Raw genomic sequence first — 26,568 nt, forward strand, 5'->3', positions numbered from 1 at the left:
CGTGAGGGGTCAATTTTGGCGGTTTGGTCGATAGGGCTGGACGGATGGTGTAGTTGTAGACACCAGGACAAGCCGTTCGTCCTATAACCGACTCGGCCCGTCTATGCCATTTCGGGCATCGCGGGCCAAGGTGCAGAATTTGAAGGATAGAACCGCCCTGGTTCGGTTCTCCCGAGGAGGCCGCTCATGACCGCTCGTACCCCTGATGCTGAGCCCCTGCTGACGCCGGCAGAGGTCGCCACCATGTTCCGCGTGGACCCGAAGACGGTCACCCGCTGGGCCAAGGCGGGCAAGCTGACGTCGATTCGCACGCTCGGCGGTCACCGCCGTTACCGTGAGGCGGAGGTGCGCGCTCTGCTGGCCGGGATTCCCGCTCAGCGCACTGAGGCCTGATAGGCCAAAGGCTCTTTCAAAGGGGCCGCTTACCGGACTCCGCCGGGTCCGGTAAGCGGCCCCTTTGTCATGCCACGGGGCGGCGGGCCGGTCCATCGGAATGCTGAACTCCGGATAACGATTTGGTGTTCATGGGGCGGGGGGGATTTACAGTGAATAGAAGTGCAATTTTACATATTAAATTAGCGGGTCCTTGGGAAGGGTGTGCCACGCCCGGTTTCGAGGAAGGATGCGTGGTGACCGTCACACGGTCCGTCACTTGTGGTCCGGACCCGGTTCGGGATAGTGGCGGCGGCGTGGAAACGCGAGAGGCCCGGAACCTTGACGATTCCGGGCCTCTCGCACTGCGGCGATCCTGACGGGACTTGAACCCGCGACCTCCACCTTGACAGGGTGGCGAGCTAACCAACTGCTCCACAGGACCAGATTGTTCTGATCTCGTTCACTCGCTTGCCGCGCTGCGAACAAGACAGACTGTAGCCCATGGTGGGCCCCCAGGTCGAACTGGCTCCTGAAGGCCCACCCGCAGCTCAGGGCGGTGACCCGCGGCCCCGGGGTCAGAGCGTCGCCCGGGCCGCCTCCATCGCCTTCATGATCCGCTTCTCGGAGACCGGGCTCGGCGTGCCCAGCGACTGGGCGAAGAAGCTGACCCGCAGCTCCTCGATCATCCAGCGGATCGCCCGTACCTCCTCGGACGGCTGCCGGCCGGCCGGCACCGCCGCCAGCAGCTCCCCGTACGCCTGCTGCACCTGCTGCACCTTCAGCAGCTGCTGGGCGTCCCGCTGCGGGTGGTTGGGCAGCGCCTCCAGGCGGCGGTCCACCGCCAGCAGGTAGCGCTTGAGGTCCGGCAGTCGCCGCCAGCCGGTGGCCGTCACGAAGCCCGGGTGGACCAGCGAGGCCAGGTGCAGCCGGACGTCGTTCACCGCGTTCAGCAGCACCGGGCTGCTCACCGACTTCAGCCGGGTCGAGGCCTTGTGGAAGGCGATCAGCGCGGTGGCCGTCTTCAGCGTGGTGTCCGCGGACAGGTCGTACAGGTCCGCGCGCACCTTGTCGTGCAGCTTGCCGAACGCCGCCTCGTCCCAGGCCGGCCCGCCGGCCAGGGTCATCAGCCGGTCCGTCGCGGCGGACACCACGTCCTCGAAGAGCGCGGCGATCGAACCGTGCGGGCTGTGCGAGAGCGCCAGCTTCGCCTGGTTGCCCAGCCGGCCCTGGATCGACTTGGCCGGGGAGGTGGTGGTCAGCATCAGCAGCCGCCGGGTGCCGTCCCACATCGCCTGCGCCTGGGCCTCCGGGGTGTCGAACAGCTTGATGCCGACCGCGGCGCCCTCGTCCACCAGCGCCGGGTAGGCGCGCAGCGAGTGGCCGCGCGAGCGCTGCTCGAAGGTGCGCTGCAGCACCGGCAGGGACTCCGGCCAGGCGGTCAGCCCGCCCTGCTCGATGCCCTGGCCGGAGGCGGCCGAGGAGAGCGTCTCCTTGAGCTTCGGCTTGAGCTTCAGCCGCAGCTCCTCCAGGTCCTTGGACTCGGCGAGCTTGCGGCGCCCGTCCACGACCCGGAAGGTCACCTTGAGGTGCTCCGGCACCCGCTCGTCGTCCCAGGCCTCCGGCGGCACCGTGACGGCCGTCAGCCGCTTCAGGGCGTGCTCCAGCGACGGCAGCAGCGGCTCCTGGCGGTCCTTCACCGCGCGCAGCGCCGCCTTGGCGAAGTCCGGGGCCGGCACGAAGTTGCGCCGGATCGCCTTCGGCAGCGACTTGATGTACGCGGTGACCAACTCCTCCCGCAGGCCGGGGATCTGCCAGTCGAAGCCCTCCGCGGTGACCTGGTTGAGCACCGGCAGCGGGATGTGGACGGTCACGCCGTCCGCGTCGCTGCCCGGCTCGAACTGGTAGGTCAGCTGGAAGCGCAGCTTGCCCTGCTGCCAGTGGTCCGGGTAGTCGGCCTCGGTGACGCCGCCGGCGGCGTCGTTGATCAGCATCGACTTCTCGAAGTTCAGCAGGTCCGGCTGGTCGTGCCGGGCCTTCTTCCACCAGGAGTCGAAGTGCCGGGTGGAGACGACCTCGTCGGGCAGCCGGGCGTCGTAGAACTCGAACAGGGTCTGGTCGTCCACCATGATGTCGCGGCGGCGGGCCCGGTTCTCCAGCTCCTCGACCTCGCCGAGCAGCCTGCGGTTCTCCGCGAAGAACTTGTGGTGGGTCTCCCAGTCGCCCTCGACCAGCGCGTTGCGGATGAACAGCTCGCGGCAGAGCTCCGGGTCGATCCGCCCGTAGTTGACCTTGCGCTGGGCGACGACCGGCATCCCGTAGAGGGTGACCTTCTCGTAGGCCAGCACCGCGCCGGCCTTCTTCTCCCAGTGCGGCTCGCTGTAGCTGCGCTTGATCAGGTGGCCGGCCAGCGGCTCCACCCACTCCGGCTCGATCTTGGCGTTGATCCGGGCCCAGAGCCGGGAGGTCTCCACCAGCTCGGCCGACATCACCCAGCGCGGCGGCTTCTTGAACAGGCCGGAGCCCGGGAAGACCGCGAACCGGGCACCGCGGGCGCCGCCGTACTCGCGCTTCTCCACGTCGAACAGGCCGATGTGGGAGAGCAGGCCGGCCAGCAGCGACTGGTGGATCCGGTCGGCGTCCGGCTCGGCGTCGGGGTGGGGCTCCTCGATCGTCACGCCCAACTGCTTCGCCACCGTGCGCAGCTGGGTGTAGATGTCCTGCCACTCCCGTATCCGCAGGTAGTTGAGGAACTCCGTCTTGCACATCCGGCGGAAGGCCGAGGAGGAGAGCTCCTTCTGCTGCTCGCGGACGTAGCGCCACATCGCCAGGTAGGACATGAAGTCCGAGGTCTCCGAGGTGAACCGGCGGTGCCGGTCGTCGGCGGCCTGGCGCTTCTCCGCGGGGCGCTCGCGCGGGTCCTGGATGGAGAGCGCGGCGGCGATCACCATGACGTCGCGGACGCAGCCGTTGCGGTCCGCCTCCAGCACCATCCGGGCCATCCGCGGGTCCACCGGGAGCTGGGCGAGCTTGCGGCCGAGCTGGGTGAGGCGCTTGCGCGGGTCCTTCTCCTCCGGGTCCAGCGCGCCCAGCTCGTGCAGCAGGTGGACGCCGTCCTTGATGTTGCGCGAGTCCGGCGGGTCCAGGAACGGGAAGGCGGCGATGTCGCCGAGACCCGCCGCGGTCATCTGCAGGATCACCGAGGCCAGGTTGGTGCGCAGGATCTCGGCGTCGGTGAACTTGGGGCGGGAGAGGAAGTCCTCCTCCGAGTACAGCCGGATGCAGATGCCGTCCGAGGTGCGGCCGCAGCGGCCCTTGCGCTGGTTGGCGCTGGCCTGGCTGATCGCCTCGATCGGCAGCCGCTGCACCTTGGTGCGGTGGCTGTAGCGGGAGATCCGGGCGGTGCCCGGGTCGATCACGTACTTGATGCCGGGGACGGTGAGCGAGGTCTCGGCCACGTTGGTGGCCAGCACGATCCGGCGGCTGCTGGAACGCTGGAAGACCCGGTGCTGCTCGGCCGAACTGAGCCGGGCGTACAGCGGCAGGACCTCGGTGTTCCTCAGCTTCAGCCGGTTCAGGGCGTCGGCGGTGTCGCGGATCTCGCGCTCGCCGGAGAGGAACACCAGGATGTCGCCCGGGCCCTCGTCCTGCAGCTCCTGGGCGGCCTCGCAGATCGCCTGGACCTGGTCCCGGTCGCGGTCGGCGGCGTCCTCCTCCGCGCCGTCGGCAGTGTCTTCGGCGATTGGCCGGTACCGGACCTCGACCGGGTACGTCCGCCCGGAGACCTCGATGATCGGGGCGTCGCCGAAGTGCCGGGAGAAGCGCTCCGGGTCGATCGTCGCGGAGGTGATCACGACCTTGAGGTCGGGACGGCGGGGCAGCAGCTGCTTGACGTAGCCGAGGATGAAGTCGATGTTGAGGCTGCGCTCGTGCGCCTCGTCGATGATCAGGGTGTCGTACTGGCGGAGATCGCGGTCGGTCTGGATCTCCGCGAGCAGGATGCCGTCCGTCATCAGCTTGACCAGGGTGTCCTGGCCGACCTGGTCGGTGAACCGGACCTTCCAGCCGACCGCCTCGCCCAGCGGGCTGTTCAGCTCCTCCGCGACCCGCTCGGCCACCGTACGGGCGGCGATCCGGCGCGGCTGGGTGTGACCGACCAGACCGCGCACCCCGCGGCCCAGCTCCAGACAGATCTTCGGGATCTGGGTGGTCTTGCCGGAGCCGGTCTCGCCCGCGACGATCACCACCTGGTGGTCCCGGACCGCCGCCAGGATCTCGTCCTTCTTCTGGCTGACCGGCAGCTCGGCCGGATACGTGATCGTCGGGACGGCGCTCCGGCGCTGCGCCACCAGCAACTCGGCGCGGTCGATGTCGGCGGCGATCTCGGCGGCGACCTTCTGCCGGGCCTCGGGCTTGCGGACCCGGCGGGCCCCCTCCAGCCGGCGCCCGATCCGCACCTCGTCGCGCAGGGTCAGCTCGGGCAGGCGGGCGGCCAGCTCGCCGATTCCGGGGCCCTCGGAGGGCGCGGGGGCGGACTGGACTGCGGGAGAACTCACTGCGGGCATCCCTCTAGGTTCGCAAGGAGGCACGGCGGAGCGCACCTCGGTTTTCGAGCCCCTCCAGTGTCACAGCCGCCGGTGGCGAATCGCGAACGCCGGGCAACGGTTCGCGGCCGGCCTGGGCGCGCCCTGGGCTCCTCGTGGGCTCGTCCTGGGTTCGTCCTGGGCTGGATTGTCGGTGCCGTGCGCCACAGTGGTTCCCGGACGACATGACCGACGGTCAAGGGGTGTCGACCGAACGTCACGGGCCGCCACGGGCCGTCGAGGATCGTCACGGACCGCCGAGGACACGGGAAGGTGCTCACCGATGGGCAACACGGCAGGGTTCCACGCCAAGCGGCTGAGCCGGGTCCCCGACCCGGCCGAGCGCCTCACCGGCCTCCTGCTCACCCAGCGGATGTTCGAGACCGCCACCCCGCCGCCCGTCGCCCGGGACTTCGAGACCCTGGCCTACCAGGCCCTGGCGGGCTGAGCGGGCCTCCGACCGGGGTGGTACTACGGCCGGGGTGGTCCTACGGTCGGAGCGCGGCCTCGTCCGCGTCCGGGAGCCAGTCCCGGGCCGGGTCGTACTCCAGCCACCGGCCGCGGGCCGCCTCGGTGGTGAACGCCTCGACCAGCCGGTCGAGTTGGGGGTTCGGGCCACCGGAGGCCTCCTCCCGCCAGAGCAGCGACCAGGCGTACAGCGGGGTAGGGTCGGCCAGCGGCACGGTCCGCACGCCCGGGTGGTCGGGCAGCGGAGTGTCCGCCGGGACGAGGGAGAAGCAGGACGGGTCGTCCCGGACCTCGTCCAGGAAGTGCTCCAGCCCCAGATTGGTCGAGCCGACCCGGTCCTGGACGTCGAACCGGTCGGCGAACCGGGTCAGGAAGTCCAGCCGGTCCACCGCCGCCGGAAAGCGCAGCACACCGCCGCGCAGCTCCGCCGGCCGCAGCACGTCACGGCCGGCCAGCGGATGGGCGGCGCTCAGCAGCGCGTCCACCGGCTCCAAGCGGACCAGACGGTGCGTCAGCCCCGCGTCACCGCCGTCCGGCAACGGATGCACCCGGCCGAACCCGGCGTCCGACTCCCCGCGCAGCAGCGCCGCCGCCACCGACGGCAGGTCCCGGCCCGGCACCGGCTCCACCGACAGCCCCGGCGCCGCGTCCACCGCCCGCGCCAGCGTCCGCATCGGCGCGTACAGGTGCCCCCACACGTCGATCCGCAGCGGCCGCGCCGCACACCCCACGGCCGCCACCGCCCGCTCCCCCTGCGCCAGCACCCGCCGGGCCGGCTCCAGGAACCGCCGCCCCGCCCCGGTCAGCGCCACCCCGCGCGCGTCCCGCTCCAGCAGCCGCACCCCCAGCGCCCCCTCCAACCGCGCCACCCGCTTCGACAGCCCCTGCTGGCTGATCCCCAACCGCCCCGCCGCCCGCCCGAAGTGCAACTCCTCGGCGACGACGACGAACCCCCGCACCTGCGCCAGATCCAGATCCACCCGGGCACCCTAGGGCCTGCCGTCGTGCCCCGGCCCACCGGCCGCCGGCTGCCCGGCGTCCGAGCTGCCACCACAGCCGTGGGTTGTCGTGGGCGGGCGGTGGTTGTTGGACCGGGGGGTGCGGGGCCGGGTGGGGTGTGGGGGTGACCGACGGAGGAGTGGGGATGAAGGCGCTGGTGGCGACGGGTCGGGCGGCGGAGCCGGTGCGGTTCGCGGAGGTGGAGCAGCCGCGGCCGGGGCCGGGGGAGGCGCTGGTGAAGGTCGAGGCGTTCTCGGTGAACCGGGGCGAGACCTTCCAACTGGAGGCGCCCCGGGTCGGGTGGCGGCCCGGGAAGGACGTGGCCGGGCTGGTGGTGCAGGCCGCCGCCGACGGGTCGGGGCCCGCCGTGTGCCGGCGGGTGGTGGGGCATCCGCCGGCCGGGGGGTGGGCCGAGTACGTGTGCGTCCCGACGTCCTCGCTCGCCGAACTGCCCGACCGTCTGGACGCCGTCCGGGCCGCCGCGCTGCCGCTCGCGGGCCTCACCGCGCTGCGGCTGCTCCGTACGGCGGGCGCGCTGGCCGGGCGGCGGGTGCTGCTGACCGGGGCCTCCGGGGGCGTCGGGCACTACGTCACCGAGCTGGCGGCCGCCGCCGGGGCCGAGCTGACCGCCGTCACCGCCTCCCCGGAGCGCGGCCGGCGCCTCACCGAGCTGGGCGCCGCCGAGGTGCTCCACGACCCGGCCGAGGCGCGCGGACCGTACGACCTGGTGCTGGAGTCCACCGGCGGCGCCGCGCTGCCGGTGGCGCTGGCCCGGCTGGCCCGGCGCGGCACCCTGATCTGGTTCGGCCAGGCCTCCCGGACGCCCGCCACACTCGACTTCTTCGACTTCTTCAAGGGCCCGGAGTCGGCGGTCGTCCGGCACTTCCACTACGCCGACTCCGACGTGCCCGACGGCGAGGACCTGGCCACCCTGGTGCGCCTGGCGGACGAGGGCCGGCTGACCCCGGAACTCGGCCGGGTCGTGCCCTGGGACGAGACCGCCGCCGTGCTCACCGACCTGCGCGAGCGCCGGATCCGCGGCAAGGCCGTGCTGACCGTCTCCTGAAACCCCCGCCCCCACCCCGGAGCCCTGAAGGGACCCCACCGTGCCCGACCCGTCCTTGCCCTCCCTCCCCTCCCTCCTCGACACCCCCGGCCTGCTGGCCGCCTTCGTCGCCGAGAACCGCCCGCGCGCCCACGGCGCCGGCCTCGACCCGTACGAGTACGCCCGGGTCACCGACCCGCTGACCTCCCTGCACGACTGGCCGGCCGCCTGCCGCGCCGCCGGCCGCCGGTACACCGGGGCGGCCGGGAGGGCGGCCGCCGAGGGCCGTACGGTCACCGCCGGTGAGGCGTACCGCAGCGCCGCCCGCTGGTTCCACCTCGCCGGGCTGCTCCCGCACCCTGACCGGGCCGCCGCCGCGGAGGCCGCCGAGGAGGCGGACGAGGCGATGCGGCGGGCGCTGGAGCTGTTGGACCCGGGGGCGGAGCGGGTGGCCGGCGAGGGCTTCGCGGGCTGGCTGCGCCGCCCGGCCGCTGCGGCCGGCACCGGGGCGGACGGCACCGGCGCGGACGGCCTCCCCGTGGTCGTGGTGGTGCCGGGGATGGACTCCGGCAAGGAGGAGTTCCACGCGGTCGTCGAGGCCCTGCTGGCCCGCCGGGTCGCGGTGCTCGCCGTCGACGGGCCTGGGCAGGGCGTCCTGGCGGCCACCAGCGCGCCGGAACCGGAGTACCACCGGGTCGTCGGGCGCGCCCTCGACGCGCTGGCCCGCCACCGGGACCTGGACCCCGCCCGGACCGCCGTGATCGGCCTCAGCCTGGGCGGCTACTACGCCGCGGAGGCCGCCGCCCACGAGCCCCGGCTGCGGGCCGCGGTGACGGTCAGCGGTCCCTACCGGCTGGACTGGGACGGCCTGGTCCCGTTCGTCACCGAGACCCTGGCCCAGCGCTGCGGCGGGTACGAGGCGGCCCGCGCCTTCGCCGGCCGGGTCGACCTGACCGCGCTCGCGCCGCGGATCGCCGTCCCGCTGCTGGTGGTCGAGGGCGGCGAGGACCGGATCCCGGGCGTCACCGCCGCCACCGCCCTGGCCGAGCACGCCCCCGACGCCGAACTCCTCCTCGTCCCGCACGGCAACCACCTGCTCGGCACCGCCCTGCCGGACTGGCTGCCCGCCACCGCCGACTGGCTCACCGCGCGGCTCGACTCAGCGCGCGGCTGAACCCGGGACCGAGGCCGAGGCCGAGCGCGAGGCGGACCGGAGCGACGCCCGGTGGCCGAGCGAGGTGAGGGCGAAGAGGAGGCCGCCGACCAGGAAGAACGGCTCGTAGCCGAAGGTGGCGAACCGGGCCATCGCGTCCAGGTCGGCTCCCGAGCGGCTGCCGAAGGCCAGGGCGAACCAGTCCGGCACGGACGGCGCGGCGTGCAGCACCAGCAGCGCGGTGGTGCCCCACAGCGCCCCGGTCAGCAGCCGCGCCGGCACCCGCCGGCCCCACCGCCGCAGCGGCGCCAGCGCCACCGCCGCGGCCACCACGCACAGCGGGACCGCGATCACGTCGATCACCAGCAGCGGGGTGCTGCTCCACACCGACCGGCCCTCCGGCAGCCCGAGCCGCCCGTCGGCCAGCCAGTACAGGTGCACCAGGGCGAAGGCCACCGCCCATCCCGCCGCCACGTACCCGGCCCGCCCCGCCACCCGGTTCCAGCCCGTGTCCCTCGTCGTCTCCATGCCCCAACGGTCCCGCCCCACCACCCCCCGCCGGATCCCCCCGCGGTCGCGTCCCCCTCCCCCCGCAGGGGGATCCGCCGCGTCCTGCGGTCAGTACGGCAGCAGCCCGTCGGTGGCCAGTTCGAAGTCGAAGGGCTCCGGGATGTGCAGCGTCTCGCCGAAGCCGACGTCCTCGCGCCGGTGGTACCGGGTGGCGTCCGGCCTGCTGAAGAGGGTGACGGACTTCTCCCGGGCGTCGACCAGCAGGTAGAGCGGGATGCCCATCAGCGGGTAGTCGCGCAGCTTCCCGACCCAGTCGTTCTCGGGGTTGGAGGGCGAGACCAGCTCGACCGCGATCGTCGCCAGCTCGGCCGGTACCTGGTTGTCGGTCGTGGACAGCGCGTCGTCCGGCAGGTACGTCAGGTCGGGGTTGCGGCTCTTGCCGACGTTGGGCGAGACCAGATCGGTGTTCTCGCTCGGCAGCAGTCCGGCCGGGGTGTGCGCGTCGAACTGGCGGCGCACCACCAGCAGGTTGCGCTGGTGGATCCCGGACGGGCTCACCATCATGGTGATGGTGTCGCCGGAGATCTCGACCTTGAAGCCGTCAGGCAGGCTTCTGCGGGCTTCCTCGAGGAGCTCGAAGTGTTCCGGGGTCATGAGCGCGAGGCCTCCTGAACCGAATCCGCCGGTGCCGGACACCCAGCGTAGTCGCCGTTCCGGCCGGTGGAACGACGAAGCCCCCGTAGCGAATTCGCTACGGGGGCTTCCTGGTTGTGGCCAGGGCCGGGGTCGAACCGGCGACCTTCCGCTTTTCAGGCGGACGCTCGTACCAACTGAGCTACCTGGCCGTACTGCACCGTCTCTTGCGAGACGAGCGATCCCGACGGGACTTGAACCCGCGACCTCCACCTTGACAGGGTGGCGAGCTAACCAACTGCTCCACGGGACCTGGTAGTGGCGAACCACTAAGGTCTTGCGGCACTGCACTTTACTACGGTCATGCGGTACTGCGTGCCCCCAACGGGATTCGAACCCGTGCTACCGCCTTGAAAGGGCGGCGTCCTGGGCCACTAGACGATGAGGGCTTGCGGCCTGTCCCGCTGTTTCCAGCGTTCGGGGACGTCGAGAAGCATATGGGATGCCGGGCGGATCGCCAAAACGGGTTTCGGCCGGGTGGGTGGGGCCGGTGCGGGGCGGGGTGCGGGAGGGGTGTCGGGTGGGGCTGCGGGCGGGTCCGGAGAGGGGTCAGGACCAGCCGAGTTCGTCGAGCTCGTGGTCGTCGAAGCCGAAGTGGTGGGCGACCTCGTGGATCACGGTGGTGCGGACCTCCTCGACCACCTGCTCGCGGGTGTCGCAGTGGCGCAGGGTGGGGCCGCGGTAGATCAGGATGCGGTCGGGCAGGACGCCCGCGTACCACTCGCCGCGTTCGGTGAGCGGGGTGCCCTCGTAGAGGCCGAGGAGTTCCGGGTCGCTGGGATCGGGTTCGTCCTCGACGAAGATCGCGACGTTGTCCATCATGGCCGCGAGCTGCGGGGGAATCTGGTCGAGGGCGTCGCTGACCAGTGTTTCGAACTCTTCCCGGGTCATCTCCACCGGATCATTGTCGGGTCTGGGGTGACGGTGTGCCAGGTGGCGGAGGCCGGTGTTTGATGGGGCTATGACGACCTCGGAGGACGCCCTGGGCGGCACGGTGGAGGGCCCTCCCCGGACGCCGCCGGTGGCGGCGCGGGTGCGCAGCCGACCGCCGGTGCTCCGCGGGCAGGGGCCGGCCGTGGCGGTGGTCGCGGTCGGCGGGGCGATCGGGGCGGTGGCCCGGTACGCGGCCGGGCTCGGCTGGACGACCGGGCCGACGGCCTTCCCGTGGACGACGCTGCTGGTCAACGTGGTGGGCTGCGCGGTGATCGGGGTGTTCCTGGTGGTGATCACCGAGGGGCGGCAGGCGCATCCGCTGGTGCGGCCGTTCTTCGGCACCGGGGTGCTGGGCGGGTTCACCACCTTCTCGACGTACGCGGTGGACGTCCGGCGGCTGCTGGAGGAGGGCCGGCTGGGGCCGGGGCTGGCGTACCTGGGGCTGACGCTGCTGGGCGCGCTGGTCGCGGTGTGGGCGGCGGCCGGGTTGACCCGGCGTCTGGTCCACCGCGCGGTGCGTGGCGGGGCCGAGGCGCGCGGGGGTGCGGGGTGAGCCGGCTGAGCGGGCCGGCGCTGCGGCTGACGGTGCTGGTCGGCGAGAGCGACCGGTGGCACCACCGCCCGCTGTACAGCGAGGTCGTGCACCGGGCGCGGGCGGCCGGGCTGGCCGGGGCGAGCGTGTTCCGGGGGATCGAGGGGTTCGGGGCGTCGTCGCTGGTGCACACCACGCGGCTGCTGTCGCTGAGCGAGGACCTGCCGGTGGCGGTGGTGATCGTGGACGAGGAGGAGCGGGTGCGGGCGTTCCTGCCGGAGCTGGACGGGCTGGTGGCGGAGGGCCTGGTGCTGCTGGACCGGTGCGAGGTGGTGACCTACGCCGGGCGCGGCCCGGCCGGGGGCGGCCCGGCCGGGGGCGGCCACTCGGCCGGGGGCCGGGGAGTGGCGGCGGAGTGAACTGGCTGCTGGTGGTGGTGGGTGCGGTGGTCGGCGCGCCGCTGCGGTACCTGACCGACCGGGCGGTGCAGTCCCGGCATGACTCGGTGTTCCCGTGGGGGACGTTCACGGTGAACGTGGTCGGCTGTCTGATCCTCGGGACGGTGACCGGGGCGGTGGCGGCGGGCGCGGCGTCCTCGAACCTCCAACTCCTGCTGGGGACGGGGCTCTGCGGCGCGCTGACCACCTACTCGACCTTCTCGTACGAGACCTTGCGGCTGGCCGAGACCGGCGCCGGGCGGTACGCGCTGGCGAACGTGGCCGGCAGCGTGGCGGCCGGGCTGGCCGCGGTGTACGCCGGGGCGGAGCTGGCCGCGGCGCTCTGGGGCTGAGGTGCTCCGGGGCTGAGGCGGCGCACCGGCGTACCGGCGGACCCGCGGACCGGCGGCCGAACGGGCCCGGACGGGGCCGGGGGCGAACTGCCGTGCTGCCCGTGTCCCGTCGGGCGGGCGCGCGTTGGGCACCGAAAGCGGCCGCGCGCGAGTGGGCGGCCCGGGTGGGGCGGTAGAGAGGGACCTCGGTGGCTTCGGTACGGGCGGTGCGGGCGGTTCGGGCAGTGCGGGCGGTACGGGCGGCGCGGGTGCGGGTGGAGGCGGCGGGGACGGCCCCGGTGCGGCGGGTGGCGGTCCTGCGCTCGCGCGCGGTACGGGCGGCGGCGGTCCTGACGGTGGCCGGGCTGGGGCTGACCGGGTGCATGTCGGTCGGTCCGGCGGCCGAGGAGAAGCACGGCGGGGTGACGCCGGTCGGGCAGGCCGGTCCGGCGGGCAAGCCGGGTGCGACGGGCGGGCCCTCGGCCTCGCCGGGGGCCGGGCACCCGGGCGGTGCCTCGGGGCGCCCGGAGCGGCCGGGGGGCCTGCAGGCCGAGAACGCGCCGGGCGGGGCCACGGCCTCGGCGCCGGGCGAGGTGGTGCCGGGGGCGAACGGCGCGGTCGCCGGGGCGGTGCCGGTGCCGGCGCCCGTGGACGGCGCGCCGGGCGGCGGTTCGGCGGGCGGGGCGAACACCAGCCCCGCGCCGCACCCGGGCGGCGGCGCTTCGGCCGGCCCGGGCGGTACGGCGGGCTCCGGCGGTGCGGGCGGCACCGGCGACGGCCGTTCCGGCGGTGCGGCGGGCACCCCCTCGGCCACCCCGAGCAGCCGCCCGTCGAGCACCCCCGAGCCCGAGCACAGCACGCCTCCCGCGACCGTCCCGCCGTCCCCGGAGCCCTCCTCGGGTAGTTCCGGTTCTTCGGCCCCGAGCCCGCACGCGGGTGCGCACTAGTGGCTTGGCCAGGGCATTTGCCTCGGATCCCGTGGTTCCTCTATGGTGGTAGATCGTTCGTTTGATTCATTTGATTGGCGCCCTATTCCCATCTGGCGCCCTTGGCGCGTTCCGGCGATCCGTGGCTGACCGCATAGAGGCGGTTGTGAAACAGAACCCCGGACTTTGGCGCGTGCCACTTCCGGAAGGTTTTGCATGTCTCTCGTTGACGACGCCCGCTTCGCCATGCCCGCGAACGAGGCCGCCGCCGATGTCACCGACACCATCGACACCATCGACACCGCCGCGGACGAGGTGATCGCCGAGGCCGTGGAGGCCACCGAGGAGGCGGCCGCCGAGCCGACCATCACCTTCGGCGACCTGGGCCTGCCGGACGAGGTCGTCCGCGCCCTCGCCAAGCGCGGCGTCACCACCCCGTTCCCGATCCAGGCCGCGACCATCCCGGACGCCCTGGACGGCAAGGACGTGCTGGGCCGCGGCCGTACCGGCTCCGGCAAGACCCTCAGCTTCGGCCTCCCGCTGCTGACCCGCCTCGCCGACGGCGAGCGCACCAAGCCCAAGCACCCGCGCGGCCTGATCCTCGTCCCGACCCGTGAGCTGGCCATGCAGGTCGCCGACGCCCTGGAGCCGTTCGGCTCGGTGCTCGGCCTCAAGCTCAAGGTCGTCTGCGGCGGCACCTCGATGTCGAACCAGATCTACGCGCTGGAGCGCGGCGTCGACGTCCTCGTCGCCACCCCCGGCCGTCTGCGCGACCTGCTGAACCGCGGCAGCGCCAAGCTCGCCGACGTCCGCACCGTCGTGCTCGACGAGGCCGACCAGATGGCCGACATGGGCTTCCTGCCCGAGGTCACCGAGATCCTCGACCAGGTCCCGGACGGCGGCCAGCGCCTGCTGTTCTCCGCCACCCTGGAGAACGAGATCGACACCCTGGTCAAGCGCTACCTGAAGAACCCGGTCACCCACGAGGTCGACCCGTCGGCCGGCGCGGTCACCACCATGACCCACCACATCCTCGTGGTGAAGCCCAAGGACAAGGCGCCGATCACCAACGCGATCGCCGCCCGCAAGGGCCGCACGATCATCTTCGTCCGCACCCAGATGGGCGCCGACCGCGTCGCCGAGCAGCTCATCGAGGCCGGTGTGAAGGCCGACGCGCTGCACGGCGGCATGACCCAGGGCGCCCGTACCCGCGTCCTCGGCGACTTCAAGGACGGCTACGTCAACGTCGTCGTCGCGACCGACGTCGCCGCCCGCGGCATCCACGTCGACGGCATCGACCTGGTCCTGAACGTGGACCCGGCCGGTGACCACAAGGACTACCTGCACCGCTCCGGCCGCACCGCCCGGGCCGGCCGCTCCGGCGCCGTCGTCACCCTGGTGCTGCCGCACCAGCGCCGTGGCGTGTTCCGCCTGATGGAGGACGCGGGCGTCGACGCCTCGCGCCACATCCTCGACCACGCCTTCGACGCCGAGGTCGCCAAGATCACCGGCGCCCGTTCGCTGACCGAGGTCCAGGCCGAGAGCGCGGCCGGCATCGCCGGTGCCGCCGAGCGCGAGCTCGCCGACATGACCCGCCAGCTGGAGCGCGCGCAGCGTCGCGCCACCGAGCTGCGCGAGGAGGCCGACCGTCTGGCCGCCCGTGCGGCGCGCGAGCGGGCCGAGCTGGGCATCGAGGACGAGGCTCCGGCCGCCGCCGAGGAGGCCGGCGATTCCGCCGAGGCCGCTCCGGCCGCCGAGGCCCCCGCCGCGTCGCAGACCGAGGACCGCGCTCCGTCGTACCGCGAGGCCCGCACCGAGCGCCCGGCGTTCAACCGTGACCGTGACGACCGCGGTGGCCGTTCCGGTGGCTTCAACCGTGACCGTGACGACCGTGGCGGCCGCTCCTTCGGCGACCGTGACGACCGTCGCTCGGGTGGCTTCAACCGCGACCGTGACGACCGTGGCGGCCGTTCCGGTGGCTTCAACCGTGACCGTGACGACCGTGGCGGCCGTTCCTTCGGCGACCGTGACGACCGTCGCTCGGGTGGCTTCAACCGCGACCGTGACGACCGTGGCGGCCGTTCCGGTGGCTTCAACCGTGACCGTGACGACCGTGGCGGCCGCTCCTTCGGCGACCGTCCGGCCCGCTCCGGCGGTTTCGACCGTGACCGCGGCGGCGACCGTGGCGGCTTCAACCGTGACCGTGACGACCGCGGTGGCCGTTCCTTCGGCGACCGTCCGGCCCGCTCCTTCGGTGGCGACCGCCCGGCCTTCAACCGTGACCGCGACGACCGCGGCGGCAGCAGCCGTCCGTTCGCGCGCCGCGACGACCACCGCGCCGGTGGCCGTCCGCAGGCCGACCGCGGTGGCTTCAACCGTAGCGGCGGCGGTTTCGACCGCGACCGCGGCGGCGACCGCGCCGGTGGCTTCAACCGCGACGACCGCAAGCCGCGCTGGAAGAACTGACCCCGTACGGGCGGTAGTCGACCGCCCGGCCGGCTGAACGTACGAAGGGCCCGCTCCGTCCCCCGGAGCGGGCCCTTCGCGTTCCCCCGATACCCCCCGACACCTCGTCGTGCTCCCCCCGAGGTGTTGTTCTGGAAGTGAGAATAACCTGTGGCGCCCGGACGCGGTAGTCCCGTACCGTCCACGACATGAGCAGCAGACTGCATGACGTGGCACGGGTGAACGAGGAGATCGCCGAGCGGGGGAGCTACCGGACGGCCGGCGGCGAACTCGTGCCGGTGGGGGAGCGGCTGACGGCGGCCCGGGCCGGCACGGTGTCGTACGCGCCGTCGGCGCTGGACGCCCTGGTGGCAGCCGGCGGGCCCGGGCCCGGCCCGCGCGGGAGCGTCGAGGTGACGGCCGAGGGGAGCGTCGAGGCCGCCCGGCGCCTGGTCGAGGCCGGGGCCGGCCCGGTCGGGGTGCTGAACTTCGCCTCCGCCCGCAACCCCGGCGGCGGGTACCTGCGCGGCGCCCGCGCCCAGGAGGAGGACCTGTGCCGCAGCGCGCTGCTGTACAGCTGCCTGCTGGAGGCGCCGGACTACTACGAGGCGCACCGGGCCTCCACCGACCTCCGGTACAGCCACCGGGTGATCGTCTCGCCCGGCGTGCCGGTGATCCGGGGCGGGCGCGGCGACCTGCTGGCACGGCCGTACCCGGTCACCTTCCTGACCTCGCCCGCGCCCAACGCCGGTCAGCTGGAACGGCGTTCGGCCGGCACGGACGTCCGCGGCGTGCTCGCCGAGCGGGCCGTGCGGGTGCTCGCGGCGGCCGCCGAGCACGAGGTGCGCGCCCTGGTGCTCGGGGCCTGGGGCTGCGGGGTGTTCCGCAACGACCCGGCGCAGGTCGCCGAGGCCTTCGAGGGCGCGCTGGCCCGGTACGGGGCGGCCTTCGAGCGGGTGGTGTTCGCGGTCTGGGACCGCTCGCCGGTCTCGGCGAACCGGGCCGCCTTCGAGACCCGGTTCGGCGCGGCGCGCGGGGCCTGACGAGGCCTTCCCGGTTTGTGACGGGCTCTAACGGGTCCTGCGGTTGCGGGCGGACAGTGCCGTGGCGGCCGTGGAGGCCGCCGCGACCACGCCGGTGACGGCGAACACGGACGGCCAGGCGCCGATCCGCTTCGCCAGCGGGTGCGAGCCGCCGAAGGCCGCCACGTACAGACCGGTCAGCACCGCCGCGGTGGCCGTACCCGAACCGCGGCGCCACTGCGCGGCCGCCCCGGCGCCGGCCACCGCCAGCACCGCGCCGCCCAGCTCGCGCCGGCCGCTCCAGCGGGCGACGCCGTAGCCGCCGACCAGACCGCTCGCCGCGGTCAGCGCGGCGGGCGCGGCGGTCGCGAGCACGTTCGGGACCTTCGCCATCGTCGACTCCACTCCTCGGGGCTGTGTCGGTCGTCCGACCATAACCCGGCCCCTCCGGCGGCCCGCCGGGGGCTGCCCCGGCGGGACTCCGCCCTCTACCGGAAGGCCTCCGCGGCGGGCTTCCCCGGGACGGTCCTGGCCAGCCACCGCGCCGCCTCCGCCGGGTCGAGCACCCGCTCCAGCCGCAGGTCGCCCGGCACCTCCTGGATGAACCGCCCGGCCGACCAGCTGCGCTCGTACGGCAGCGGCTCCAGCACCAGGGTGCGCACCCCGTCCAGCACCGGGATGTCGCTCGGGGTGCCCTCGTTCCAGAGCCAGCCGCCGTCCGGGGCGACCAGGTTGAAGGCGCCGGACGCGATCAGCCGGCGGCCGTCCAGGAAGGCGGTACGGGCCAGCGCCACCACCTCCGGGTCCTGCCGGGCGCCGGGCAGGTGGCCGCCGCCGATCAGCACGTCGGCCAGCAGGGTGTGCAGCTGGAAGGTGTCGCTCAGGCCGCTCATCCGCAGCAGGTAGCCGGTGCCGGTGGGGCGGTCGAGCACCAGCAGCGGCTCCTCGTCCAGCATCAGCGCCAGGTGGGCGAGGCCCTTGAAGTCGTGCCGCTCGCCCTCGTACCGGGCGAACAGCTCCACGAGCACCTCGGTCACCCCGGCGGCACGGGCCTCGGCCCGGACCGGGGCGTGCGCGTACACCGCCCAGGCCGCCTGCTGCCACAGGTGCAGTGTCCACCAGCCGACCACGGCCAGGTGGGCGTTCCACTCGTCCAGCAGCGCCGGGTCGGCGATCCGCTCGTGCGCCTCGGCCGGGTCGTCCTGCTCCGGGTCCGGCAGCGGGCCGCCGCCGGTCTCGGCCCAGCGCCGGGCCAGCACCCGCGCCCCGCTCAGCGCCCCGCGCAGGCCGGCCAGCACCGGGCCGGCGCAGGCGACCGGATCGGCGCCGTGCTCCACGCAGGCGCCCACCACCATGGCCAGGTGGGAGCGGGGGAACGGCGGGGCGTCCGGCAGCAGCGCGGCCAGCCGGGGGCCGGCCGCCGCCCGCTCCTCCGGGGCGGCCGAGCCGAACAGCCCGCCGACCGGGCCGAGCGCGGGGCCGAAGCGCTCGTCGTCCCCGGCGGCGACCACCGCCTCCAGTTCGGCCACGGCTTCGAGGAGGGCGGGCTGCTGACGGTGCGACGGAGTCTGCTCGGTGGACATTCGCCGCAGCATAGGCGGCCCGGCCGGTCCGGTCGAAACGCCCCCGCGCCCCGGCCCGGTGACGGATACTCGCGCGGTGACCGCGTCCTCCGTTTCCTCCGGTGGCCCCGTTTCCTCCGGTGCTCCCGTCTCCCACGGTGTCCCCGTCGCCCACGGCGCTCCCGTCGCCCACGGCGCTCCCGTTCCCGCCGGTGCCCCCGGCCGCACCGGTCGCCCCGGCGCTCGCGTTCCAGCCGGTGCCCCCGGTAGCCCCGGGGCCGTCGAGGCCGCCGGGAGCGCCGAGCCGGCCCTGAAGGTGGCGCCGCTCGAACTCTTCCTCGACCTCGTCTTCGTCTTCGCCATCACCCAGCTCACCGGCAGCCTGGCCCACCACCTCACCCCCGGCGGATTCGCCCAGGTGCTGGTGATGCTGGCCCTGATCTGGTGGATGTACGACGCCTTCATCTGGCTCACCAACGCCATGCCGCCGCGCACCCACGGCCGGCGCGGCCTGCTGATGCTGGCGATGGGCGGCTTCCTGGTGATCTCGCTGTCCGTCCCGCACGCCTTCGAGGGCAGCGGCGCCGCCTTCGGCTGGGCGTACCTGGTGATCGTCGCCCTGCACACCGGGATGTTCGTCGCCGCCGGGGTCACACCCGCCGCGGTGCTGCGGATGGGCGCGAGCAACCTGGTCGTCGGCGCCCTGGTGGTGACCGGCGGCTACGTCGCCGGGAGCGCCCAACTCGGCTTCTGGATGACGGCGTTCGCGATGCAGTTCGTGACCCCGTGGGTGGCCGGACTGCCCGAGTTCCGGCTGCGCTCCGACCACTTCGTGGAGCGGCACGGGCTGATCGTCATCATCGCCTTCGGCGAGTCGGTGATCGCCATCGGCGTCGGCGCCGGGAGCGCCGAACCCGGGCCCGCGCTGCTCGCCGTCGCGCTGCTCAGCCTGAGCGTCTGCGTCGGGCTCTGGTGGGCGTACTTCGGCCACGACGACGACGCCCGCGCCGAACACCGGATGGCCGCGCTGCCCTCCGACCGGCGCAACCGGGCGGCCGTCTCCGTCTACTACCTCGGCCACCTCGGGCTGCTGCTCGGCGTGGTGCTGTTCGCCGCCGGGGTGAAGTCCGCGGTCGGCCACCCCGGCGCCGCGACCGGCCTGCCCCAGGCCGGGGCGCTGGCCGGCGGCACCACCCTCTACCTGCTGGTCAACACGGCCCTGCGCGGCTTCTTCGGCCTGCGCCCCAACCTGCCCCGGGTGCTCGGCGCCGTCCTGGTCGCGGGCACCGTGCCGCTGGGCACCCGGGTGTCGGCGCTGGTCCAGGTCGGCGTGGTGGCGGCGGTGCTGGCCGCGGTCTTCGGCTACGAGGCCTGTCGGTACCCGGTGGCAGACTTCGACCGTGACTGACTCCGCGATCACCGACGGCAGCTACCTCGTGCGCAACGTCGGCAACGGCCTGCTGCTGCGGGTCGCCGACGCCTCCCGGCGCAGCGGCGCCCGGATCGTCCTGGGCCCGGACGACGGCACCGACGCCCAGCTCTGGCGCCTCACCGCCGTCCACCCGGGCGGCGCGCTCTTCCACCTGGAGAACGCCGGCAGTGGCAAGCGCCTCGACGTCACCGGCGCCTCCCCCGACAACGGCGTCCCCATCCAGCAGTGGGGCGCCAACGCCTTCGGCGCCCAGGAGTGGCTGCTGGAGTCCCACGTGGACGCCCCGGGCACCTACACCGTCACCAGCTTCGTCAGCGGCAAGCCCCTGACGGCACCGGACGCCCCGGACGACGTCGTCCGCCAGTGGGAGGACGTCGACGCCCCCACCCAGTGGTGGCGCTTCGAGCGCCGCGCCTGACCGCCCGCGCCTGACCGCCCGCGTCAGGCCGAGAGGTTGGTGTGGACGGCGGCCAGTTCGGCGTCGGTGACGCCGTGGTGGCGCAGGTAGGCCGGGATGTCGGTGTGGTGGGTGCGGATCCAGGCCAGGGAGGAGGCGAGGAGTTCGGCGCCGACCGGGCGGGAGACGCGTTCGGTGCCGGTCTCGTCGATGTACGGGGTGGGGCCCTTGTCCAGGCCGAGGCCGATGTTGGAGAGCAGGAAGTCGGCGGTGATGTCGGCTTCGGAGGCGCCGAGCAGGGTCTGCAGGACGGCGACGGTCAGACCGGTGCGGTCCTTGCCGACGGCGCAGTGGACCAGGACGGCCGACGACTGCGGTTCGGCGAGGCGGCGCATGACGGCGGCCAGCGAGGGGCCGGCCGTCTCCGCCATGAAGGGGTAGAGGGAGGCCTGGTCCTCGGGCCAGGGCCGGTCGAGGTTGTCGCGGTCGGCGGGCAGGGTCGGCAGGTGGAGGGTCTCGTGGTCGAGACCGTGCCGCTGGTCGGGCCAGACCTCCAGCTCGAACGCGCTGCGCAGGTCGATCACCGTCCGCAGGCCGAGATCCTTGAGCCGTCGGGCGCCCTCCTCGGTGAGGGTGTGGAGGGACCCGGAGCGGTAGAGCACGCCCCGGCGGAGGGCGCCGATCCCGCCCGCGTCACGGAAGTTGCGCACACCGGGGATGTCGATGAAGGCGTCGGTCATGGCCCCACCGTACGGGCGGGGGCGGGCTCGGGGAAGGAAACCGGAGGGGGCCGTTCGGTGGCGGGGCGACGCTGTCCGAAACCGGCCCCCGAACCGGTGGGGATCAGCCCTCAGCGCCCGCCCGAGACCTCCAGGAACGCCCCCGTGGTGTACGAGGCGGCCGGGGAGAGCAGGAAGAGGATCGCCTCGGCGACCTCCTCCGGCTGCCCGCCGCGCCGCATCGGCAGGCCGGGGGCGACCCGGTCGACCCGCCCCGGCTCGCCGCCGAGCGCGTGGATGTCGGTGTGGATCAGCCCGGGCCGCACCGCGTTTACCCGGATCCCCTCGGCCGCGACCTCCAGGGCCAGGCCGCGGGTCATCGAGTCCACCGCGCCCTTGGCGGCCGCGTAGTCGACGTACTCGTTCGGCGAGCCGATCCGGGAGGCGGCCGACGAGACGTTGACGATGGCGCCGCCGCGGCCGCCGTGCCGGGTGGACATCCGGCGGACGGCCTGGGCCGCGCAGAGGAACGGGCCGGTGATGTTGGCGGCCCAGATCCGGGTCAGCCGGTCCTCGTCGATCTCCTCCAGCCGGCACTGCTTCTCCAGCGTGCCGGCGTTGTTCACCAGGCCGGTGAGCTGGCCGAGTTCGTCGTCCACGGTGGCGAACAGCCGCTCCACGTCGGCGGTCCGGCTGACGTCGGCGCGGACGGCCAGGGCGGTACCGCCCTCGGCCCGGATCGCGTCCACGACGGCCGCCGCCGAGGCCTCGTCCGTACGGTAGTTGACGCAGACCCGGTGGCCGCGGCGGGCGGCCAGCAGGGCGGTGGCGGCACCGATGCCGCGGCCGGCGCCGGTGACGATCAGGACCTCGTCGGTGGTGGTGGTCGACATGATCCGTACGCTACCCGGCGGTTCGGGCCGTCATGCCGGTCGGGCCGCTGTACGCCCGGCCCGCCCGTCAGGCCGCCGCGGCGGCCCGTAGTGCCGCGATCTTCGGTGCCCGGCTCCTCGGCGAGTCGAGGCTGAAACCGCGGGCGTCGCCCAGCTCCTCGCGGACGAACGCCTCGGTACGGGCCACCGCCTCCCGCAGGGCGTCGTCCGGCGGGACGAAGGGCAGCAGGACGATCTCGGCCCGCTCGGTGTCGTACTCCCAGAGCCCGACGATCCGGCCGCGGTCCAGCACCACGTGGGTCTGCGGGTCGGCCTCGGTGCCGAAGACGCGGCCGGCCCGGCCGGCGGGCAGCGGGCGGGCGGCGTCGGCCGGGTCGAGCAGCCGGGGCAGGTCGCGGTGCAGCAGGTGGATGCCGTCGATGCCGGCCAGCAGGGTGTAGTGCGGGGTGCCCGGCACCGTGAACTCGGCGAACTCCTCGGCGAGTTCGGGTGGCAGCAGGAGGTCGGAGTCGGGCGCGAGCGGGACCGCGCCCGCCTCGGCGACGGCCCGGCGGGCGGTGGCGGCGGTGAAGCCGGAGAACCAGCGGAAGTGCGTGAGGGTGGCCGGGCCGGCCCAGGAGAAGTAGCGGCGGGCGAGGTCGGCGGCGTCCCCGGCGACCGGCTGGTCCCAGCCGGTGTAGCCGTAACGCTGCTGGTCCAGGCGGCCGTTGACGGGCACCCGGCGGATCCGGCCGCGCGACTGCATCAGCCCGAGGGCGAGCGGCAGGGTGGTGGCGACGCCGCGCTTCCGGCCCGCCTCGCCGAGCGGGCGGACCGCGTCGCCGACCGACTCCCGGATCGTGGTCGGGTCCAGGGGTTCGCCCTCGGGCAGCACCCGTTCGATCGCCAGGCAGAGCTTCTCCACCTCGTCCCGGCCGACCCCCAGGTGCTTCTCCGCCGCCGCCAGTTCCCCCACCGGTGCGGCCGCGCCGGCCGCCAGACCGAGCGCGAAGTCGGCGGCCGGCAGCACGTACGTACAGCCCCGCGCGGCGGGCAGCTCGTGCACCTCCAGCCGGGCCACCGCCGCGTCCACCGCCGCCCGGCCGAGCCCGGCCCGGGCGAACAGGCCCAGGTACGGCGCCGCGCCGCCCACCGAGCGGGCCCAGCCGGTGGCGGCCAGCACCTCCGCGGCGGACGCGCCGGGGTGCGGACGGTCCAGCCACTGCCGGTGCGACCACCAGGCCCGCAGCTTCTCGACGCCGACGGCCGTTCCGGCCGTTCCGGTCGCGCCGGTTGTCCCGGTCGCCCCGGCTGCCCTGGTCGTTCCGGCCGCCCCGGCTGTCACCGCTTCCGCGTGGGGATCGCGCTCCATGGGGCCAGTATCGGCGGCCGGGCGGGCCGGGGACCGGAAATCGCTCGCCCGGCGCGGCCCGCTCCGGAGAGGATGCCGGTACCCGTTCGGCGGCCCGGCCGTATGTCCGTCCATCCGTACGTCCGTCCATCCGTACGTCCTCCGGCCGTACGTCCCCCGGGAGGAGACCGCCCGTGTCCGCCGCCCCGCCCGTGCCCGCCGCCCCGCCCGTGCCCGCCCCGCCCGGCGCCGCCCTGCCCGGCGCCGTCCCCGGTGCCGTCCTGCTCGCCGGCATCGTCGGCTCCACCGCCTACGGCTTCGCCCACGCCGGCTCCGACGTCGACCGGCTCGGCCTGTTCGCCACCCCCACCGAGGAGTTGCACGGTCTGCACCGCCCGGCCGAGTCGCACGTCAGCACCGATCCCGACCTCACCCTGCACGAGGCCGCCAAGTGGTGCCGGCTCGCCCTGGGCTGCAATCCGACCGCCTCCGAACTCGTCTGGCTGCCGGACGAGCTGTACGAGACCCGCACCCCGCTCGGCGAGGAACTGATCGGCATCCGCGCGGCCTTCCTCAGCGCACCGGCCGTGCGCAGGGCCTATCTCGGTTACGCCGACCAGCAGTTCCGCAAACTGCTGACCCGTGACACCACCGACCCGGCCACCCGCCGCCGGGCCGCCAAGCACGCCCGGCACCTGGTCCGGCTGGTCGAGCAGGCCGTCCGCCTGCACCGGACCGGCCGTAACCTGATCCGGCTGCCCGACCCCGAACGGATCCGCGACCTCGGCGAACGCATCGCCGACCGGCCGGCCGTCGCCGAATCCCTGCTCGCCGACGCCGCCGAGCGCCTGGACGGCCCCGGCGTCCTGCCCGCCGTCCCCGACCCGCGCCCCGTCGAGGACTGGCTCCGCCGGGTCCGCGCCGCCCACTACACCCCGCCTCAAGGAGCGCTCCACGCCACCGGCGCGCCCGCGCAATCCACTGGCGGAGCCCTGGGCCCCACCGGGTAGGATCGCGGTGGCTCTTCCCACCGGGTACCACCGGGACCGAGGGCCGCGGGGCACTAGCTCAATTGGCAGAGCTGCGGACTTTTAATCCGTAGGTTCAGGGTTCGAGCCCCTGGTGCCCCACCGCGACGAGGCCGGGTCAGCACATCGCTGACCCGGCCTCCGCCGTTCCCGGGCCGGGGTCGACCACGGGCCCGGACCGGCCTTCCGGCGCCCGGGATTGCGCATGCGTAGGCGGCGGGCGGGGGCGTGCGTAAACGGGGATTTCAGTATGTACCGGGTCTCGGCGGGCGTGGTCGAATGGCCGGGTAGTCGCTGGTGCCGGGGCGGGCGGCCGGCCCTGGGCGGGGTGCGGGAAATCCCCTCGCGAACGGGCCGGAATTACCTCTCCTGGGCAGACCGAGGAAAAAGAGGTAACCGTGGCCGAGCATTTCCTTTCCGCCTATCTCACGCCGCCGGGGCCGGGTGCGGTCTTCTCGGTGCGGCACGACCAGAATGTCGCGCTGTGGCGCCGGGACGGCGCGGACGTCGAACTGGTGCGGGTGTGGGAGCTGGAGCGGGTCAGCGGGCAGAAGCACCACTTCTGGCCGCTGTACACCGAGGGCCGGGCCGAGGCCTTCCTGTCGGCGCTGCTGGCCGAGGAGGGGCTGACCCTCGACGACGTGACGGCGACCTGGGGCACGCCGGGGCTGCCGAAGGCGCGGCCGGTGCCGAAGCCGGCCGGGTCGGAGGAGTTCCCGCTGCACAGCCTGGCGCACCTGTTCAGCGGTGTGCTGAGGGACGTCCCGCTGTTCCGGGACGGGCAGATCATCGGCATGGCGATCGACGCGCTGCCGGACTACGCGCAGGAGAGCCGCCCGAACACCTACTGGTACGCCGGCTGCGTGGTGAAGCAGGGGAAGATCACCTTCGAGCCGGTGGAGTCGCCCGGCCCGCTGTACACCGCCGCCGAGACGGTGTTCGGCCTGGAGCCCGGCTCGCTGATGGCGCTGGCCACGGCCTCCACGGCGGCGATCGAGTTCGACGCCGAGGCCGCGATCGCGGACGTCACCTTCTTCGGCGGCTCCGCGACCCAGCCCTGGAAGGCCGCGCACGACCTGGTCCGCGCGGTGGTGGCCGCCGCCGAGGAGCAGCTGGCCGACGTGGAGCTGGACGACTCGCTCAGCCGCGAGGACCACCTGCGCAGCGCGGTGATGAAGGTCGTCCAGCGCTGCTGCGAGGGCGTCGCGATCCGCAACGTGGAGCGGCTGCTGGAGGTCGGCGGCATCCGCGCCGAGGACACCCATCTGTCGACCAGCGGCGGGTACGCGCTCAACTGCCCGACCAACACACTGCTGATGGACCGGTTCGGCTTCAAGGGCCTGGTCACCCCGCCGTGCGCCAACGACTCCGGCCAGGGCATCGGCCTCGGCCTGCTCGGCCTGTACGGGGCCGGCGCGCTGGCGGAGTCCGGGCTGCGGATCCTCTCGCCGTACTACGGCCGGGACGTCATGGACGTCGAGGAGGCGCTGGCCGAGTTCGCGCCGTGGATCGCCTCGGTGACGGACTTCGAGGCCGAGCGGTTCGTCGCCGACGTCTCGGACGGCGTGATCGCCTGGGTGGACGGCCGGGCCGAGCTCGGTCCGCGCGCGCTGGGCCACCGCAGCCTGATCGGCGACCCGCGCTCGCAGAAGGTCAAGGACCTGCTGAACGAGTACAAGCGGCGCCAGTGGTGGCGCCCGGTCGCCCCGATGGTGATGGCCGAGCACACCGGCGAGTGGTTCGCCTCGGACCGCGAGTCGCCGTACATGCTGGAGGCGGTGCAGGTCCGCCCGGAGGTGCGGGACCTGGTGCCCGCGATCGTCCACCTGGACGGCTCGGCCCGGCACCAGACGGTCACCGCCGAGTCCAACCCGCGGCTGCACCGGGCGCTGGACGCGTTCCGGGCCGCGACCGGGGTGCCGATCCTCTGCAACACCTCGCTCAACGACAAGGCCGAGGCGGTCGTCGACCAGGCCGCGCAGGCGCTCAACTTCTGTGTCCGCAAGGGCGTTCCGGTGCTCTACCTGTGCGGGCGGCGGGTCGAGCTGCGGACCGCCCCGGTGCCGGCCGCGGACGCGCCGACCGAGCCGCGGCCGCGCGCGCTGGAGTACTTCGCCGGGCAGGAGGCGGACCGCGACGCGCTGTGGCAGGGCTGGCTGGACGCCGGGTACACCGTCGAGGGCATGTACCACCTGTCGCGCAGCCACCAGCTGCGCGCGGAGCAGGAGTTGTCCACGCCGGAGCGGGTCAACCTGCTGGCCGCGTACCGGGCGACGGTGGACCCGTCGTTCCGCGGGCTGGTCGACAACTTCCGCCGGACGCACGGGCCGGGCGGCTCCTTCGTCGACCCGTCCACGCTGACCGGGGCGTTCGGGGTGATCAACCCGCTGCGCAAGTCGCGCTGACGGCTGCCGCACGGGGCGGGGCTTGATCGGCTTGTACAGGGCCGGAACGGGTCGGGGGGTAAGGCTTTCGAAGCCTTACCCCCCGACCCGTTCCCGCTGCTAAGCCGCCGGGCGTCGCCACCACCGTCAGTAGCGCGGCTTCCGGGTCAGCGCCAGGCCGCCGAGCAGGAAGGCGACGCCGAGCACGCCGGCGACGACCGCGTCGGTGGTCTGGGCGGGCTTGTGGCTGGCGTCCATCACGGCGGTGATCAGACCGGCGACGGCGCTGATGTAGCAGAAGATGGTGATGAAGATCTTGACCTTGGGGTGCATGGCGGTTCCTTTCGGTGCTGCTCTGTCGGTTGGTGTGGTG

Annotated in this window: 25 protein-coding genes and 5 tRNA genes; 15 read left to right on the forward strand and 15 right to left on the reverse strand. The window is 73.9% G+C overall.

Annotated features, from left to right (window positions below; all coding sequences use genetic code 11):
* Positions 1-186 precede the first annotated feature (186 nt).
* Positions 187-393, forward strand: a complete 207-nt coding sequence (bldC, locus tag IE332_RS02860) for a developmental transcriptional regulator BldC (protein ID WP_014137253.1) — start codon at positions 187-189, stop codon at positions 391-393.
* Positions 394-743: 350 nt separating this feature from the next.
* Here the strand turns inward: bldC and IE332_RS02865 are convergent.
* Positions 744-817 (reverse strand) — tRNA-Asp (locus tag IE332_RS02865).
* A gap of 133 nt (positions 818-950) precedes the next feature.
* Complete coding sequence (gene hrpA / locus IE332_RS02870; RefSeq protein WP_189913419.1) at positions 951-4,937, reverse strand: ATP-dependent RNA helicase HrpA; 3,987 nt, start codon at positions 4,935-4,937, stop codon at positions 951-953.
* Between the two features lie 301 nt (positions 4,938-5,238).
* Between hrpA and IE332_RS02875 the strand changes: the two genes are divergently transcribed.
* Complete coding sequence (locus IE332_RS02875) at positions 5,239-5,403, forward strand: hypothetical protein (RefSeq protein WP_189913420.1); 165 nt, start codon at positions 5,239-5,241, stop codon at positions 5,401-5,403.
* Positions 5,404-5,443: 40 nt separating this feature from the next.
* On the opposite strand, the gene IE332_RS02880 is transcribed toward IE332_RS02875, so the two are convergent.
* Positions 5,444-6,403 (reverse strand): LysR family transcriptional regulator, encoded by a 960-nt coding sequence (locus IE332_RS02880; RefSeq protein WP_189913421.1) that lies wholly within the window; start codon positions 6,401-6,403, stop codon positions 5,444-5,446.
* A 164-nt stretch (positions 6,404-6,567) separates the two neighbouring features.
* Between IE332_RS02880 and IE332_RS02885 the strand changes: the two genes are divergently transcribed.
* Together IE332_RS02885 and IE332_RS02890 are read left to right on the forward strand one after the other, a co-directional pair.
* Positions 6,568-7,488, forward strand: a complete 921-nt coding sequence (locus IE332_RS02885; RefSeq protein ID WP_189913422.1) for a zinc-binding dehydrogenase — start codon at positions 6,568-6,570, stop codon at positions 7,486-7,488.
* A gap of 40 nt (positions 7,489-7,528) precedes the next feature.
* Complete coding sequence (locus IE332_RS02890; RefSeq protein ID WP_229928240.1) at positions 7,529-8,641, forward strand: alpha/beta hydrolase family protein; 1,113 nt, start codon at positions 7,529-7,531, stop codon at positions 8,639-8,641.
* Here IE332_RS02890 and IE332_RS02895 read toward each other — a convergent pair.
* From IE332_RS02895 to IE332_RS02920, 6 genes are all read right to left on the reverse strand, one after another.
* Entirely contained in the window at positions 8,627-9,148 is a 522-nt protein-coding gene (locus IE332_RS02895) for a DUF3995 domain-containing protein (protein WP_189913423.1), read from the reverse strand. The genes IE332_RS02890 and IE332_RS02895 overlap by 15 nt on opposite strands.
* Before the next feature lie 90 nt (positions 9,149-9,238).
* On the reverse strand, positions 9,239-9,784 hold the full coding sequence (locus IE332_RS02900) for a Uma2 family endonuclease (protein WP_189913424.1): 546 nt from the start codon (positions 9,782-9,784) through the stop codon (positions 9,239-9,241).
* Positions 9,785-9,901: 117 nt separating this feature from the next.
* Positions 9,902-9,975, reverse strand: a tRNA-Phe gene (locus IE332_RS02905).
* Positions 9,976-10,002: 27 nt separating this feature from the next.
* Positions 10,003-10,076 (reverse strand) — tRNA-Asp (locus IE332_RS02910).
* Between the two features lie 63 nt (positions 10,077-10,139).
* A tRNA-Glu gene (locus IE332_RS02915) sits at positions 10,140-10,212 on the reverse strand.
* 160 nt (positions 10,213-10,372) lie between these two features.
* Positions 10,373-10,714, reverse strand: a complete 342-nt coding sequence (locus tag IE332_RS02920) for a metallopeptidase family protein (RefSeq protein WP_189913567.1) — start codon at positions 10,712-10,714, stop codon at positions 10,373-10,375.
* Positions 10,715-10,784: 70 nt separating this feature from the next.
* On the opposite strand from IE332_RS02920, the gene crcB (IE332_RS02925) reads away from it, so the two are divergent.
* The 6 genes from crcB (IE332_RS02925) (at position 10,785) to IE332_RS02950 (ending at position 16,471) form a co-directional block, all read left to right on the forward strand.
* Positions 10,785-11,309, forward strand: a complete 525-nt coding sequence (crcB, locus tag IE332_RS02925) for a fluoride efflux transporter CrcB (RefSeq protein ID WP_189913425.1) — start codon at positions 10,785-10,787, stop codon at positions 11,307-11,309.
* The gene (locus IE332_RS02930) at positions 11,306-11,707 is read left to right on the forward strand and encodes a DUF190 domain-containing protein (RefSeq protein WP_189913426.1); all 402 of its coding nucleotides are present in this window, start codon (positions 11,306-11,308) and stop codon (positions 11,705-11,707) included. Before crcB (IE332_RS02925) ends, IE332_RS02930 begins: the two co-directional genes overlap by 4 nt.
* On the forward strand, positions 11,704-12,078 hold the full coding sequence (gene crcB, locus IE332_RS02935; protein WP_189913427.1) for a fluoride efflux transporter CrcB: 375 nt from the start codon (positions 11,704-11,706) through the stop codon (positions 12,076-12,078). The genes IE332_RS02930 and crcB (IE332_RS02935) overlap by 4 nt, the downstream gene beginning before the upstream one ends.
* Before the next feature lie 188 nt (positions 12,079-12,266).
* Positions 12,267-13,004 (forward strand): hypothetical protein, encoded by a 738-nt coding sequence (locus IE332_RS02940; protein WP_189913428.1) that lies wholly within the window; start codon positions 12,267-12,269, stop codon positions 13,002-13,004.
* Between the two features lie 195 nt (positions 13,005-13,199).
* On the forward strand, positions 13,200-15,449 hold the full coding sequence (locus IE332_RS02945; RefSeq protein ID WP_189913429.1) for a DEAD/DEAH box helicase: 2,250 nt from the start codon (positions 13,200-13,202) through the stop codon (positions 15,447-15,449).
* Between the two features lie 188 nt (positions 15,450-15,637).
* Positions 15,638-16,471: a TIGR02452 family protein gene (locus IE332_RS02950; RefSeq protein WP_189913430.1), complete on the forward strand. Its 834-nt coding sequence runs from the start codon at positions 15,638-15,640 to the stop codon at positions 16,469-16,471.
* Positions 16,472-16,498: 27 nt separating this feature from the next.
* On the opposite strand, the gene IE332_RS02955 is transcribed toward IE332_RS02950, so the two are convergent.
* Positions 16,499-16,843: a hypothetical protein gene (locus tag IE332_RS02955; RefSeq protein WP_189913431.1), complete on the reverse strand. Its 345-nt coding sequence runs from the start codon at positions 16,841-16,843 to the stop codon at positions 16,499-16,501.
* A 95-nt stretch (positions 16,844-16,938) separates the two neighbouring features.
* Complete coding sequence (locus IE332_RS02960) at positions 16,939-18,033, reverse strand: hypothetical protein (RefSeq protein WP_189913432.1); 1,095 nt, start codon at positions 18,031-18,033, stop codon at positions 16,939-16,941.
* Between the two features lie 295 nt (positions 18,034-18,328).
* Between IE332_RS02960 and IE332_RS02965 the strand changes: the two genes are divergently transcribed.
* Together IE332_RS02965 and IE332_RS02970 are read left to right on the forward strand one after the other, a co-directional pair.
* Complete coding sequence (locus tag IE332_RS02965; protein ID WP_189913433.1) at positions 18,329-19,420, forward strand: low temperature requirement protein A; 1,092 nt, start codon at positions 18,329-18,331, stop codon at positions 19,418-19,420.
* On the forward strand, positions 19,413-19,862 hold the full coding sequence (locus IE332_RS02970; protein WP_189913434.1) for an RICIN domain-containing protein: 450 nt from the start codon (positions 19,413-19,415) through the stop codon (positions 19,860-19,862). Before IE332_RS02965 ends, IE332_RS02970 begins: the two co-directional genes overlap by 8 nt.
* A 23-nt stretch (positions 19,863-19,885) precedes the next feature.
* Here the strand turns inward: IE332_RS02970 and IE332_RS02975 are convergent, their stop codons facing one another.
* From IE332_RS02975 to IE332_RS02985, 3 genes are all read right to left on the reverse strand, one after another.
* Positions 19,886-20,581, reverse strand: a complete 696-nt coding sequence (locus IE332_RS02975) for a tyrosine-protein phosphatase (RefSeq protein ID WP_189913435.1) — start codon at positions 20,579-20,581, stop codon at positions 19,886-19,888.
* Between the two features lie 110 nt (positions 20,582-20,691).
* Positions 20,692-21,453 carry an SDR family oxidoreductase gene (locus IE332_RS02980; protein ID WP_189913436.1) on the reverse strand — a complete coding sequence of 254 codons (762 nt, stop codon included), beginning with the start codon at positions 21,451-21,453 and terminating at the stop codon, positions 20,692-20,694.
* 67 nt (positions 21,454-21,520) lie between these two features.
* Positions 21,521-22,804, reverse strand: a complete 1,284-nt coding sequence (locus tag IE332_RS02985) for a DNA glycosylase AlkZ-like family protein (protein ID WP_189913437.1) — start codon at positions 22,802-22,804, stop codon at positions 21,521-21,523.
* Positions 22,805-23,037: 233 nt separating this feature from the next.
* Here IE332_RS02985 and IE332_RS02990 point away from each other — a divergent pair, with 233 nt between their 5' ends.
* The 3 genes from IE332_RS02990 to IE332_RS03000 all read left to right on the forward strand — a co-directional run bounded on the left by IE332_RS02990 (position 23,038) and on the right by IE332_RS03000 (position 26,216).
* A complete protein-coding gene (locus IE332_RS02990; RefSeq protein ID WP_189913568.1) occupies positions 23,038-23,793 on the forward strand; it encodes a nucleotidyltransferase domain-containing protein in 756 nt (251 codons plus the stop codon).
* A gap of 47 nt (positions 23,794-23,840) precedes the next feature.
* A tRNA-Lys gene (locus IE332_RS02995) sits at positions 23,841-23,913 on the forward strand.
* A 296-nt stretch (positions 23,914-24,209) separates the two neighbouring features.
* On the forward strand, positions 24,210-26,216 hold the full coding sequence (locus IE332_RS03000) for a carbamoyltransferase C-terminal domain-containing protein (RefSeq protein WP_189913438.1): 2,007 nt from the start codon (positions 24,210-24,212) through the stop codon (positions 26,214-26,216).
* Between the two features lie 126 nt (positions 26,217-26,342).
* On the opposite strand, the gene IE332_RS03005 is transcribed toward IE332_RS03000, so the two are convergent.
* A complete protein-coding gene (locus tag IE332_RS03005; protein WP_030245889.1) occupies positions 26,343-26,528 on the reverse strand; it encodes a hypothetical protein in 186 nt (61 codons plus the stop codon).
* Between the last annotated feature and the right edge of the window lie 40 nt (positions 26,529-26,568).

It is taken from the genome of Kitasatospora xanthocidica (genome assembly GCF_014656195.1).
Lineage (GTDB): Bacteria > Actinomycetota > Actinomycetes > Streptomycetales > Streptomycetaceae > Kitasatospora > Kitasatospora xanthocidica.

Excerpts from the sequence above, each read along its gene's own strand:
- crcB (WP_189913425.1), top strand. The coding sequence starts at position 10,785 with ATGACGACCTCGGAGGACGCCCTGGGCGGCACGGTGGAGGGCCCTCCC.
- IE332_RS02955 (WP_189913431.1), bottom strand. The coding sequence starts at position 16,843 with ATGGCGAAGGTCCCGAACGTGCTCGCGACCGCCGCGCCCGCCGCGCTG.
- IE332_RS02900 (WP_189913424.1), bottom strand. The coding sequence starts at position 9,784 with ATGACCCCGGAACACTTCGAGCTCCTCGAGGAAGCCCGCAGAAGCCTG.
- IE332_RS02945 (WP_189913429.1), top strand. The coding sequence starts at position 13,200 with ATGTCTCTCGTTGACGACGCCCGCTTCGCCATGCCCGCGAACGAGGCC.
- IE332_RS02895 (WP_189913423.1), bottom strand. The coding sequence starts at position 9,148 with ATGGAGACGACGAGGGACACGGGCTGGAACCGGGTGGCGGGGCGGGCC.
- IE332_RS02985 (WP_189913437.1), bottom strand. The coding sequence starts at position 22,804 with ATGGAGCGCGATCCCCACGCGGAAGCGGTGACAGCCGGGGCGGCCGGA.
- IE332_RS02885 (WP_189913422.1), top strand. The coding sequence starts at position 6,568 with ATGAAGGCGCTGGTGGCGACGGGTCGGGCGGCGGAGCCGGTGCGGTTC.
- bldC (WP_014137253.1), top strand. The coding sequence starts at position 187 with ATGACCGCTCGTACCCCTGATGCTGAGCCCCTGCTGACGCCGGCAGAG.
- IE332_RS02920 (WP_189913567.1), bottom strand. The coding sequence starts at position 10,714 with ATGACCCGGGAAGAGTTCGAAACACTGGTCAGCGACGCCCTCGACCAG.
- IE332_RS02875 (WP_189913420.1), top strand. The coding sequence starts at position 5,239 with ATGGGCAACACGGCAGGGTTCCACGCCAAGCGGCTGAGCCGGGTCCCC.
- IE332_RS02980 (WP_189913436.1), bottom strand. The coding sequence starts at position 21,453 with ATGTCGACCACCACCACCGACGAGGTCCTGATCGTCACCGGCGCCGGC.
- IE332_RS02950 (WP_189913430.1), top strand. The coding sequence starts at position 15,638 with ATGAGCAGCAGACTGCATGACGTGGCACGGGTGAACGAGGAGATCGCC.
- IE332_RS02975 (WP_189913435.1), bottom strand. The coding sequence starts at position 20,581 with ATGACCGACGCCTTCATCGACATCCCCGGTGTGCGCAACTTCCGTGAC.
- IE332_RS03005 (WP_030245889.1), bottom strand. The coding sequence starts at position 26,528 with ATGCACCCCAAGGTCAAGATCTTCATCACCATCTTCTGCTACATCAGC.
- hrpA (WP_189913419.1), bottom strand. The coding sequence starts at position 4,937 with ATGCCCGCAGTGAGTTCTCCCGCAGTCCAGTCCGCCCCCGCGCCCTCC.
- IE332_RS02960 (WP_189913432.1), bottom strand. The coding sequence starts at position 18,033 with ATGTCCACCGAGCAGACTCCGTCGCACCGTCAGCAGCCCGCCCTCCTC.